At 67.7% G+C, this 12235-nt stretch carries 12 protein-coding genes; 2 read left to right on the forward strand and 10 right to left on the reverse strand.

The genetic code is table 11. The annotated features are described in order from the left end of the window. Nucleotides 1-44: 44 nt before the first annotated feature. Both A5625_RS06435 and A5625_RS06440 read left to right on the forward strand, forming a co-directional pair. Nucleotides 45-1565, forward strand: a complete 1521-nt coding sequence (locus A5625_RS06435; RefSeq protein WP_066990571.1) for a polyamine aminopropyltransferase — start codon at nucleotides 45-47, stop codon at nucleotides 1563-1565. 77 nt (nucleotides 1566-1642) lie between these two features. Further along, a complete protein-coding gene (locus tag A5625_RS06440; protein ID WP_066990405.1) occupies nucleotides 1643-2107 on the forward strand; it encodes an RICIN domain-containing protein in 465 nt (154 codons plus the stop codon). Nucleotides 2108-2117: 10 nt separating this feature from the next. On the opposite strand, the gene A5625_RS06445 is transcribed toward A5625_RS06440, so the two are convergent. The 10 genes from A5625_RS06445 to thrS all read right to left on the reverse strand — a co-directional run bounded on the left by A5625_RS06445 (nucleotide 2118) and on the right by thrS (nucleotide 12195). After that, nucleotides 2118-2873 (reverse strand): YebC/PmpR family DNA-binding transcriptional regulator, encoded by a 756-nt coding sequence (locus A5625_RS06445; RefSeq protein ID WP_066990408.1) that lies wholly within the window; start codon nucleotides 2871-2873, stop codon nucleotides 2118-2120. A 374-nt stretch (nucleotides 2874-3247) separates the two neighbouring features. After that, the gene (gene pdxT, locus A5625_RS06450) at nucleotides 3248-3838 is read right to left on the reverse strand and encodes a pyridoxal 5'-phosphate synthase glutaminase subunit PdxT (RefSeq protein WP_066990411.1); all 591 of its coding nucleotides are present in this window, start codon (nucleotides 3836-3838) and stop codon (nucleotides 3248-3250) included. A gap of 7 nt (nucleotides 3839-3845) precedes the next feature. Beyond that, nucleotides 3846-4691 (reverse strand): acyl-CoA thioesterase II, encoded by an 846-nt coding sequence (gene tesB / locus A5625_RS06455; RefSeq protein ID WP_066990414.1) that lies wholly within the window; start codon nucleotides 4689-4691, stop codon nucleotides 3846-3848. Nucleotides 4692-4700: 9 nt separating this feature from the next. Beyond that, on the reverse strand, nucleotides 4701-5606 hold the full coding sequence (pdxS, locus tag A5625_RS06460) for a pyridoxal 5'-phosphate synthase lyase subunit PdxS (protein WP_066990417.1): 906 nt from the start codon (nucleotides 5604-5606) through the stop codon (nucleotides 4701-4703). A gap of 70 nt (nucleotides 5607-5676) precedes the next feature. Continuing rightward, nucleotides 5677-6702, reverse strand: coding sequence for an NUDIX domain-containing protein (locus A5625_RS06465; protein WP_066990420.1), 1026 nt, complete (start codon nucleotides 6700-6702; stop codon nucleotides 5677-5679). Then, nucleotides 6702-7826, reverse strand: a complete 1125-nt coding sequence (locus tag A5625_RS06470) for a glycosyltransferase family 4 protein (protein WP_066990422.1) — start codon at nucleotides 7824-7826, stop codon at nucleotides 6702-6704. Before A5625_RS06470 ends, A5625_RS06465 begins: the two co-directional genes overlap by 1 nt. Then, the gene (locus A5625_RS06475; protein ID WP_066990425.1) at nucleotides 7826-8764 is read right to left on the reverse strand and encodes a phosphatidylinositol mannoside acyltransferase; all 939 of its coding nucleotides are present in this window, start codon (nucleotides 8762-8764) and stop codon (nucleotides 7826-7828) included. Before A5625_RS06475 ends, A5625_RS06470 begins: the two co-directional genes overlap by 1 nt. A 47-nt stretch (nucleotides 8765-8811) precedes the next feature. Next, nucleotides 8812-9459: a phosphatidylinositol phosphate synthase gene (gene pgsA / locus A5625_RS06480; protein ID WP_066990428.1), complete on the reverse strand. Its 648-nt coding sequence runs from the start codon at nucleotides 9457-9459 to the stop codon at nucleotides 8812-8814. Between the two features lie 49 nt (nucleotides 9460-9508). Beyond that, on the reverse strand, nucleotides 9509-10084 hold the full coding sequence (locus A5625_RS06485; protein ID WP_066990431.1) for an HIT domain-containing protein: 576 nt from the start codon (nucleotides 10082-10084) through the stop codon (nucleotides 9509-9511). Between the two features lie 2 nt (nucleotides 10085-10086). Further along, nucleotides 10087-12195, reverse strand: coding sequence for a threonine--tRNA ligase (gene thrS / locus A5625_RS06490; RefSeq protein ID WP_066990434.1), 2109 nt, complete (start codon nucleotides 12193-12195; stop codon nucleotides 10087-10089). Nucleotides 12196-12235 lie beyond the last annotated feature (40 nt).

Consider the following 12235-nt stretch of genomic DNA (forward strand, 5'->3'; position numbering starts at 1 on the left):
CCGAGGCGCCGCCGCCGGCGGCCGCGTCGGGGCGGTGGCGGGCACTGTTGCTGGCTGCCGTCGCGGCCTGCGCGGCCTGCGGCATCATCTACGAACTCGCGCTGCTGACGCTGTCGGCCAGCCTCGACGGCGGCGGGATCGTCGCCACCTCACTGATCGTGGCGGGCTACATCGCAGCGCTGGGTGTGGGCGCGCTGCTGGTCAAACCGTTGCTGGGGCACGCCGCGATCACCTTCATCGCCGTCGAGGCGCTGCTGGGCATCATCGGTGGCCTGTCCGCGGCCGCGCTGTATGCGGTGTTCGCGTTCCTGGACGGGTCCGTCGGTTCGACCTGGGTGCTGGCGGTGAGCACGGCGCTGATCGGCGGTTTGGTCGGCGCCGAGGTGCCGCTGCTGATGACGCTGCTGCACCAGGGGCACACCGGCCCCGAGATCAGCCCGGCCGCCGATGCCGGGCGAACGCTGGCCAACCTCAACGCCGCGGATTATCTGGGCGCGCTGCTGGGCGGGCTGGTGTGGCCGTTCCTGCTGCTGCCGCAGTTAGGGATGATTCGCGGTGCGGCGGCCACCGGCATGATCAACCTGGCAGCCGCGGCCGTGGTTGCGATTTTCCTGTTGCGCCAGGTGGTTTCGACGCGGCAGCTGGTGCTGGCGCTGTGCGCGCTGGCCGCCGCGGCCGGACTGCTGGCCACCCTGCTGCTGAATTCGACCGACATCGAAACGACAAGCAGGCAAAGGCTTTACGCCGACCCGATCATCGCCTACCGGCACACGCCCTACCAGGAGATCGTGGTGACGCGACGCGGCAACGACACTCGGCTGTATCTGGACGGGGGCCTGCAGTTCTCCACCCGCGACGAATATCGCTACACCGAAAGCCTCGTCTACCCTGCCCTCGGCAACGGCGCGCATTCGGTGCTGGTGCTCGGCGGCGGCGACGGCCTGGCGGCCCGCGAATTGCTGCGCCAGCCCGGCATTTCCAAGATCGTGCAGGTCGAACTCGACCCCGCGGTGATCGACATCGCCCGCACCACGCTGCGCGGCGCCAATGGCGGTTCGCTGGACAACCCGCGGGTATCGGTGGTGACCGAGGACGCGCTGAACTGGTTGCGCGGGCCGAAGGTGGACCGCTTCGACGCGATCATCGTCGATCTGCCCGATCCGGACACACCCGTGCTGGGCCGGCTGTATTCAGCCGAGTTCTACGGCCTTGTCGCACATGCACTTTCCCCTGGCGGGCTGATGGTGGTGCAGGCGGGCAGTCCGTTCTCCACCTCGACGGCCTACTGGCGCACGGTGTCGACGATCCGGGCCGCCGGCTACGCCGTCACGCCCTATCACGTGCACGTGCCCACCTTCGGTGACTGGGGATTCGTCCTGGCGCAACGCGCCGACGTCGCACCTACCCCGCGGATGCCTACCAACACGCCGCCGCTGCGCTACCTCAACCCGCAGGTGCTGGCGGCCGCGACGGTGTTCTCCGACGACATCGCGCCCCGCCCGTTGCCGCCGTCAACGCTGGACAATCCGCGCATCGTCGAGGACATGCGGCACGGCTACGACTAAAACCGGGGTCGGGCCCGCGAAAAGTGTGCCACCCTGAGCCGGCGTGTCGTCTCCGCGAACGAAAGGACCGAACCGAAATGCAGAAACCGCGGTTGGTGGGCGAGGCGCGCCGGGCCCTCGTGCTGTTGGGCACAGTGTTCGGTCTCGCGGTGCTCGGTGCTGGTGGGGCAAGTGCCGATGGTCCGGTCCAGTTGAGAAGCCGGTTAGGCGATGCCTGCGTGGACGGCCCGGGATCGGGATGGCTGGCCCCGGTGGTGGTCAACCCATGCAACGGTGCGAACTCGCAGCGTTGGACTCTCAGCGGTATCGGGCGACTCGAGAGCGCGGCCTTTCCCGGGCAATGCCTGAATTCCGACGGCACGGGGGCGGCGCACCTCGTGGGCTGTTGGGACAGCCAGCGGTGGAACGTGCAGCCCAACGGCCAGATCACGGCCGTCCTGGGTGGTTGCCTCGCCGTCCTCGGCGGCCCCGACCCGGGGACCTGGGTGTCGACCCGCTGGTGCAATGGAGATCCAGGCCAGGGATGGGATATCGTCCCCTGACCCCGCAGGCCTAGTCCTCGTCGAGGGCGGCCAGCACCTCGTCGGACAGGTCAACGTTGGTCCAGACGTTCTGCACGTCGTCGCTTTCTTCCAGCGCGTCGACCAGCTTGAACACCTTGCGGGCGCCGTCGACGTCGACCGGCACACTCACCGACGGCTGGAAGCTCGCCTCGGCGGATTCGTAGTCGATGCCGGCGTCCTGCAGCGCGGTGCGCACCGCGACCAGGTCGGTCGGTTCGGAGATGATCTCGAAGCTGTCGCCGAGGTCGTTGACGTCCTCGGCGCCGGCTTCCAGCACAGCGGTCAGCACGTCGTCCTCGGTCAGGCCGTTCTTCTCCAGCGTGACGACGCCCTTGCGAGTGAACAGGTAGGACACCGACCCGGGATCGGCCATGTTGCCGCCGTTACGCGTCACAGCCACCCGGACCTCACCTGCCGCGCGGTTTCGGTTGTCGGTCAGACATTCGATCAGCACCGCCACGCCGTTGGGTCCGTAACCCTCGTACATGATCGTCTGGTAGTCCGCGCCGCCGGCTTCCTCGCCGGCGCCCCGCTTGCGGGCGCGCTCGATGTTGTCGTTGGGCACCGAGGTCTTCTTCGCCTTCTGGATGGCGTCATACAGCGTCGGATTGCCCGCCGGGTCACCACCGCCGGTCCGCGCGGCGACCTCGATGTTCTTGATGAGCCGGGCAAACTCCTTGCCGCGGCGCGCGTCTTTGACGGCCTTCTGGTGTTTGGTGGTGGCCCACTTGGAATGGCCGCTCATCGGTGTCCTATCTGAAAGTCCTCTTGTTTTTGTGGCCAGACGAGTCTACGTGGACGCACGCAGTGGGTTGCCGGCCACTGCCCGTCCGTCCCAGTGGCCTCAGGAGTCACACCAGGGCGGGATACGCGGCGTCTCGAAATGCGCTAGTGCATCCGCTAGCTGAAAGCGCACTGGCGCATCATCAGCTGCGAGTCTCCGCCGTCACCGCAGCGACGAGAGCCGGACCACCGGGCGCCGCCGTGCGAGAACGCCGGCGGCAATGGACGACGAGCCTAAGTCGGTTAAAGCCGTGAGTGCTCGCAGACCTGTCAATCGATGTGGGTTTCCAGTCACCGCTGAGAGCTACCCGCGCCTGTCGGATGCACCCGGTGCCCTCAGCCGGTGACGAGGTCGACGAACAGGTGGTGGATGCGCCGATCGCCGGTCATCTCCGGGTGAAACGCCGTGGCCAGGTTGCGGTCTTGCCGCACCGCGACCACGTGCCCGGCCGCGCTGGCCAGCACCTCCACATCGTCACCGGCGCGCTCCACCCAGGGGGCGCGAATGAACACTGCGCGCACCGGATCGCTGAGCCCCGCGAACGCGATGTCACCCTCAAACGAATCGACCTGTCGTCCAAAAGCGTTGCGGCGCACCGTCATATCGATCGCGCGCAGCGGTAGCGCCTCGCGACCGCCCGCGCCGGCGTCGAGGATCTCGCTGGCCAGCAAGATCATGCCCGCGCAGGCGCCGTAGGCGGGTAGCCCGTCGGCCAGCAGGCCCCGCAACGGCTCCAGCAGCCCGAGATCGAGCAGCAGGTGGCTCATGGTGGTCGATTCCCCACCGGGAATGACCAGCCCGTCGACCGCCTCGAGTTCGGCGCGTCGACGCACCGGCATCGACTCGGCTCCAGCCTCGCGCAGGGCGGCCAGGTGCTCGCGGGTGTCGCCCTGCAGCGCCAGCACTCCGATCCTTGGACCGGTCACAGCGCGCTCACTGCTGGGCCGGCTGCTGTCCGCGTTTGAAGCGGGTCAGCCCCTCCTGCATGACCGCGGCGACCATCTCACCCGACTGGGTGAAGATCTTGCCCTGGCACAGCGAGCGGCCGCCGCTGGCCGATGGCGAGGACTGGTCGTACAGCAGCCACTCGTCGGCCCGGAACGCCCGCATGAACCACATCGCGTGATCCAGCGATGCCACCTGCAGGTGCTCGCGCACGTCGAGATGGGTGACCTGTGCCGATCCCAGCAGCGTGAGGTCGCTCATGTAGGCCAGCGCGCAGATGTGCAGCACCGGGTCGTCCGGCAGCGGCTCACGATGGCGGAACCACACCTGCTGCTGGGAGGCCTTGCCCGGCAACAGTTGCAGGCGGTCACGCGGCACGATGCAGACATCCCACTCTTCGAACTGCTTGAACCCGGCGTCGTCGAAGACCTTGATCGAGTCCAACCCGGGCAGGCCGTCGGGCGGCGGCGCGGCCGGCATCGCGTCCTGGTGGCTGATGCCCTCCTGGTCGGTATGGAAGGAGGCGCCCATGCTGAAGATGATCTCCCCGTGCTGGATCGCGTTGACCCGCCGGGTGGCGAACGAACCGCCGTCGCGCGAGCGTTCCACGATGAACACCGTGCGCTCCTTGGCGTCCCCGGGCCGCAGGAAGTATCCGTGTAACGAGTGCACCTGGTACCGCGGGTCGACGGTGCGCACGGCCGACACCAGTGACTGCCCGGCTACATGGCCCCCGAAGGTGCGCTGCAGGAATCCCGACTCTGGGCTGAAGATGCTGCCCCGGTAAATGTTGACCTCGAGTTGCTCGAGGTCAAGGATCTCTTCGATCGCCACGGACTGTTTTTACCAGCCGCGTTCAGCCAGTCGATGCGGCTCCGCGATCTGCTCGACGTTGATGCCGACCATCGCCTCGCCCAGTCCGCGTGACACCTTGGCCAGCACATCGGGGTCGTCGTAGAAGGTGGTGGCCTTGACGATCGCGGCGGCGCGTTGCGCGGGATCGCCGGACTTGAAGATGCCCGAGCCCACGAACACGCCCTCGGCGCCGAGCTGCATCATCATCGCCGCGTCCGCCGGAGTGGCGATGCCGCCCGCGGTGAACAGCGTGACCGGCAGCTTGCCCGCCCGAGCAACCTCGGCAACGAGGTCGTAGGGCGCCTGCAATTCCTTTGCGGCGACATACAATTCGTCTTCAGACAGCGACGTCAGGCGGCGGATCTCGCCGCCGATCGCCCGCATGTGGGTGGTCGCGTTGGAGACGTCTCCGGTGCCGGCTTCGCCCTTGGAGCGGATCATGGCCGCGCCCTCGCTGATGCGTCGCAGTGCCTCACCGAGATTGGTGGCACCGCAGACAAACGGCACGGTGAACTTCCACTTGTCGATGTGGTGGGTGTAGTCGGCGGGGGTGAGCACCTCGGACTCGTCGACGTAATCCACGCCCAGGCTTTGCAGAATCTGCGCCTCGACGAAGTGGCCGATGCGGGCCTTGGCCATCACCGGGATGGTCACCGCGGCGATGATGCCCTCGATCATGTCCGGGTCGCTCATCCGCGACACCCCGCCCTGAGCGCGGATGTCGGCGGGCACCCGTTCCAGCGCCATGACGGCGACGGCGCCGGCGGCTTCGGCGATCTTGGCCTGCTCGGGGGTGACGACGTCCATGATGACGCCGCCCTTGAGCATTTCGGCCATGCCGCGTTTGACGCGCGCCGTTCCGGTTCGCCCGTTGCTCGGGTGGGCGGTACTCACTGCATGATCTCCTTCAACCGTTGTCGATCCAGTCTAATGAGGCGCTATGGCCCGCGTTGACTGCACGGAGTCAGCGGATGGACAGCAGCGGTCCGGGGGTCCGGCCACTGGCCAGCGCGGCCGCGTCGGTGAGCAGTCCGGATAGTTGCATCGGGTACACCGTCTCCCCCGTCGCGACCAGTTGTGCGATGTCAGCAGCGTCACACCAGCGATGGCCGTGGATGTAGCTGCGTTCCAGTTCGGTTCGCCCGGTTCGCGACGGCTCGAATCGCTGGGTGCGGTAGACGAAGTAGAACTCCTCGCTGTCGATCAGCGAGCCGTTGAACTCGAAGACCTCGTCCCGCCGCCACACCGGCCCGACCATGTCACCCGGCGCGACCCGCAGACCGGTCTCTTCGGCCAGTTCCCGCGCGGCGGCTTCGGCTAGCCGTTCCCCCTGCTGCACTTCGCCGCCCACGGTGAACCACCATTTCGGCGCGGTTTGCTCGGCGAGTGCGGGATCCGACCCGCGCAGCAGCAACACCGCACCGGTGTCGTCGAGCAGCACGATGCGCGCCGAGGTGCGGTGGTTGAGGACGCCGTGATCGCCGTGCGCCAGCGCGTGCGGCCGCTCGACGATCTCGAAATAAGTGGGCAGCGCGGCGGTCCCGCCGAGATGGAACAGCCGCACCAGGGGCCGCTCGGCCAGCGCCAGGGTGTCGCGAACGGCATCGTTGTGAAAGCGACGGGCCAGCACCACCCGGGCCTCGGCATCGGCCAATTCGGCGATCAGCCCGGCCGGCAGCGACGCCGGATCGACGACGGCCAGCGCCGCCGACAGTTCGTTCTCGGCGTTCTCTCGCGCAGTCCGTCTCGCCCCCTCGGCGGCATCCGCCAGCGCCGCCAGCCGCCGCCCTTCGGACGCACCGCCGTAAGCGTCGATGGCGACGGCGCGCGCCACCACCGCCCGCCGGGCCAGCGCACCGTCGAGCGCCTGCCAGGACAGGTCGTAGCGGACGTGCAGGCGGTCCAGCCGGTTGGCCGTCCGGTAAGCCCAGACGCCGACGACCGCCAGCACCGCGACCAACACCGCGATGGCGACAATCAGCCATGTCATCAACTGGCCACCTCAACCTTGGCGCCTGACGCGGCGACCGTCTCGTACACCCGCATGATCTGGCTGGCCACCACTGACCAGTCGTAGCGCTGGACAGCTGCCGAACCGGCCGTCACGTAACGATCTCGCAGCACATCATCCTCCAGCACCGCGATGAGCGCATCGGCGAGCTCGTCGCCGTCGCCGACGGGCACCAGGCAGCCCACGTCGCCGCCCTGCAGCACGCGCCGGAAGGCGTCCAGATCGCTCGCCACCACCGGGGTTCCGGCGGCCATCGCCTCTACCAGGACGATGCCGAAACTCTCCCCACCGAGGTTGGGCGCGCAATAGACGTCGGCGCTGCGCATGGCCGACGCCTTCCCGGCATCGTCGACCTGGCCGAGAAAGCGTATGTGTTCCATCAATTCGCCTGCCTGGTCGCGTAATTCGTCCTCGTCGCCGCGGCCGACGATGAGCAGCTGCAGGCCTTCGAACCGTTCGACCAGCCGAGGCAGCGCATCGAGCAGCACCGACATCCCCTTGCGCGGCTCGTCGTAACGGCCCAGGAACAACACCGTTTTACCGGCGCGCGGGTAGCCGTCCAGGCGCGGGGCGGAGGCGAATGCGGCGACGTCGACGCCGTTCGGGATCTCCACCGCGTCGGTGCCCAACGCCTCCATCTGCCAACGACGGGCCAAATCCGAGACCGCGATCCGGCCGACGATCTTCTCGTGCATCGGGCGCAGGATGCCCTGAAACACGGTCAGCGTCAGCGATTTGGTGGTCGAGGTGTGAAACGTCGCCACGATCGGGCCCTCGGCGATGTTGAGGGCTAGCATCGACAGGCTCGGCGCGTTGGGCTCGTGCAGGTGCAGCACATCGAAATCGCCTTCGGAGAGCCACTTTTTCACCTTGCGGTGGGTGGCCGGCCCGAACCGCAACCGGGCCACCGACCCGTTGTACGGAATCGGGACGGCCTTGCCCGCCGAGACGACGTAGTCCGGCAGCGCGGCGTGCGGCGACGACGGCGCGAGCACGCTGACCTGGTGCCCCCGGGCGCACATCACCTCGGCCAGCTGCAGGACGTGCGACTGCACCCCACCCGGAACGTCGAACGAGTAGGGACAGACCATCCCGATCCGCATCAGATTTCCTTCAGCCGAGCCTGCTTGGCTTCGGGGAGGTCGGCCAGCCACTGCGGCTGCATCATGTGCCAGTCCTCGGGGCGGGCGGCGATGTTCTTCTCGAAATGATCAGCCATCGCCTGGGTGATGGCGCCGACGTCGCCGCCGGTGCAATCCAGCGGCGACTGTATATCGACGCCCCAGCCCCGATCCTCGAACCAGCAGTGCGCCGGCAGCAAGGCTGCGCCGGTCGCGATCGCGAGCTTCGCCGGCCCGGCCGGCATCCGGGTGGGTTCGCCGAAGAAGTCGACCTGGACACCGGTGCGGGTCAGGTCGCGCTCGGCCATCAGGCATACCACCCGGTTGGCCCGCAGCCGATCACACAACACCTCGAATGCCGGCCGTTCTCCCCCGGACAAGGGCAACACCTCGAAGCCGAGGCCTTCGCGGTAGGCGATGAAGCGCCGGTACAGCGACTCGGGTTTGAGTCGCTCCGCGACGGTGGTGAAGGTGCCGTGCGTCTGCGCCAGCCAAACCCCGGCCATATCCCAGTTACCGCTGTGTGGCAACGCGATCACCGCGCCGCGGCCGCATGCCAGCGCCGCCTCGATGTTCTCTCGCCCGAGGACCGAATCGTGCAGCTCGCGGCCCACCACGCCCAGATCCATCCCGGGCAGGCGGAACGCCTCGCGCCAATAGCGGGCGTAGGAGGCCAGCGAGGCCCGCATCAGCGAGTCCGGCACCTCTTCGGGCGGCACCCGCAAGACGCGAGCCAGGTTCTTGCGCAGCTGATCGGGGCCGCCGCCGCGGGCGGCGTACCGCGCTCCGGCCGCAAAGGCGTTGCGCGCGGCGAACTCCGGCATCGCGCGCACCGCCATCCAGCCTGACGCGTACGCCCAGTCGACGCCTTTGCCCCCCGCCAGCCGACCCGTCATCCGACCCGCCAGCTGGCGCACCATCCGGGGCGGTTGTGCCCCAACAATTTTCATGCCCGGAGGAGTGGGGATCACGGCCCGTCCGATCCCACCAGCCGGTCGGTCGCACCCGGCGAGGTGCGCACCGTGTGCAGCCGCTGCGCGCAGGTGACCAGGCTGGCCGCCGCCAGCACCCACATCGCGATCGGCAGCGCGGCCGGCCAGGCGACGAACGGCAGGTCCGACACCCCAGCGCCGACGAGCACGATGATCAACCGTTCCGGACGTTCGATCAGGCCGCCGTCGCCGCGCAGTCCGCTGGCTTCGGCGCGCGCCTTGATGTAGGAGATGACCTGCGAAGTGACCAGGCAGATCAGCGTGGCAACGGCCAGCAGCTTGTCGTGCAGGCCGAAGACGATCCACCACAGCAGCCCGCAGAACACCGCGCCGTCGCTGATGCGGTCACAGGTGGCGTCCAGCACCGCGCCGAATCGGGTGCCGCCGCCGCGTTCCCGCGCCATCGCCCCGTCGAGCATGTCGAAAAGGACGAAGAACCAGACCACCAGCGCGCCGGCGAAGAGCTTGCCCATCGGGAACAGCGTCAGCGCTCCGGCCACCGCCACGATGGTGCCCAAGATGGTGACGACGTCGGGGGTCAATCCGATCCGCAGGCATGCCCGTGCCGTCGGAGTGGTCAGCCGCGCGAACGCCGCCCGGGACAGGAACGGCACCTTGCTCATCTGCGCCGCTCCGCACCATCGCTGCGCTCTGCATCGTCGCCGGCGCGGCTCATGCTTGTTTTGTCCACTCCGTGGCCAACAGCTGGCGCGTCTCGCGCAGCAGCTGCGGGATCACCTTCGACCCGCCGATGATGGTGATGAAATTCGCGTCGCCGCCCCAGCGCGGCACCACGTGCACGTGCAGGTGTTCGGCCAGTGACCCGCCGGCCGATGTCCCCAAGTTCAGCCCAACGTTGAAACCGTGCGGCCGCGACACGCTCTTGATGACGCGGATTGCCTTCTGGATGAAGAACATCAGCTCCGCGCTCTCCGGGACGGTCAGGTCCTCGAGCTCTGAGACCCGGCGGTAGGGCACCACCATCAGGTGTCCGGGGTTGTAGGGATAGAGGTTGAGCACGGCGTAGACGAGTTCGCCGCGCGCGACCACCAGGCCGTCTTCGTCGGTCAGCTGCGGAATGTCGGTGAACGGCTGCTCGGTTTTACCGTTGTCGCGCTTCAATGGCGCTTCGGCCAGGTAGGTCATCCGGTACGGCGTCCACAACCGCTGCAGGTGATCCTGCTCGCCGACACCCCTGTCCAGGATGGTGTCGTCGGCACCCTGCTCGGCCGGTTCGCGATCACTCACAGTCACTCACCACTTGACACTTTCACGAGTTCGGCTGTGGGCACGGAATTCTCGCGGTCGGCGATCCACTTTACGATGGCGTCGACCGCACTGTCGCGAGGCACGCCGTTGATCTGGGTGCGGTCCCCGAAACGGAAGCTGACCGCCCCGGCCTGCACGTCGCGGTCACCGGCCAGCAACATGAACGGCACCCGCTGGTTGGTGTGGTGCACGATCTTCTTCGCCATCCGGTCGTCGCTGGCGTCCACCTCGGCCCGTACACCGTGTGATTTGAGTTGGGCGGCAACACTTTCCAGGTATGCCACGTGCTCGTCGGCCACCGGGATGCCCACCGCCTGCACCGGCGCCAGCCACGCCGGGAACGCCCCCGCGTAGTGCTCGGTGAGAATGCCGAAGAACCGCTCGATCGACCCGAACAATGCGCGGTGGATCAGCACCGGCCGCTGCCGCGACCCGTCCGCGGCGGTGTATTCGAGCTCAAAGCGGTCCGGCATGTTGAAGTCGAGCTGGATGGTCGACATCTGCCAGCTGCGGCCCAACGCATCCTTGACCTGCACCGAGATCTTTGGACCGTAGAACGCCGCGCCGCCGGGGTCGGGAATCAGGTCCAGCCCGGAGGCCACGCCCACCTCGCGCAGGACCTCGGTGGCCTCGTCCCACACATCGTCAGAGCCGGAGTACTTCTCCGGATCCTTGGTGGACAGCTCCAGGTAGAAGTCGTTGAGCCCGTAGTCGGCCAGCAGGTCGAGCACGAAACGCAACACCGAGGCCAGCTCGTCGCGCATCTCTTCGCGCGTGCAGTAGATGTGGGCGTCGTCCTGCGTCATGCCGCGCACCCGGGTCAGCCCGTGGATCACACCGGACTTCTCGTACCGGTAGACGCTGCCAAACTCGAAGAGCCGCAACGGGAGTTCGCGATACGACCGCCCCCGGGACCGGTAGATCAGATGGTGCATCGGGCAGTTCATCGGCTTGAGGTAGTAATTCTGGCCCGGTTTACGCACCGTTCCGTCGTCGTTGAACTCCGCGTCCAGGTGCATCGGCGGGTACATGCCGTCGGCGTACCACTCCAGGTGACCCGACGTGATGTAGAGCTGCTCCTTGGTGATGTGCGGGGTGTTGACGAACTCGTAGCCCGCCTGCTCGTGCTTGCGTCGCGAGTACTCCTCCAGCTCCCGCCGGATGATGCCGCCCTTGGGGTGGAAAACCGCAAGGCCGGAACCGATTTCGTCGGGGAAGCTGAACAGGTCCAGCTCGGCGCCCAGCTTGCGGTGGTCTCGGCGCTGAGCCTCTTCGATGAGCTCCAGGTGCTTGTCCAGCGCCTCCTGCGACTCCCACGCGGTGCCGTAGATGCGTTGCAGGCTGGCGTTTTTCTGGTCGCCCCGCCAATAGGCCGCGGAGCTTCTGGTCAGCTTGAACGCCGGGATGTGTTTGGTCGTCGGGATATGCGGGCCCCGGCACAAGTCGCCCCAAACCCGTTCGCGGGTACGGGGATTCAAGTTGTCATAGGCGGTGAGCTCGTCGCCGCCGACCTCCATGATGTCGGGATCGCCGGACTTGTCGTCGACGAGTTCGAGCTTGTAGGGCTCGGTGGCCAGCTCGGTGCGCGCCTGGTCCTTGGACTCATACACGCGCCGCTCGAACAGCTGGCCCTCTTTGACGATCTGACGCATCCGCTTTTCCAGCGCCGCGAGATCTTCGGGAGTAAACGGCTCCGGCACCTCGAAGTCGTAGTAGAAGCCGTCGGTGATGGGCGGGCCGATGCCTAGCTTGGCTTGCGGAAACAGCTGCTGGACCGCCTGGGCCAGCACGTGCGCGGCCGAATGCCGGATGACGCTGCGGCCCTCGTCGGTGTTCGCGGCCACGGGCACCACGTCGACGTCGGCGTCGGGCGTCCAACTCAGGTCGCGCAGCTTCCCCGAGTCATCGCGCACCACCACGACGGCATCGAGCGTGCCCCGCCTCGGCAGCCCGGCCTCGCCGACCGCGGCCGCCGCGGTAGTCCCGGCGGCCACCCGGATGGGGGCTTGCGGCGATCGCACGTCCGGCGTAGCCGGGCGCTGCGAGTCGCTGCCATCGGCTCCCGAAGCGGGGTTTGCGGGGGCGGTCATTGTGCGGTCTCCAAGGCTCGATGGGTCGACGACCATGCTA

It is taken from the genome of Mycobacterium sp. 1465703.0, from assembly GCF_001672975.1.
Lineage (GTDB): Bacteria > Actinomycetota > Actinomycetes > Mycobacteriales > Mycobacteriaceae > Mycobacterium.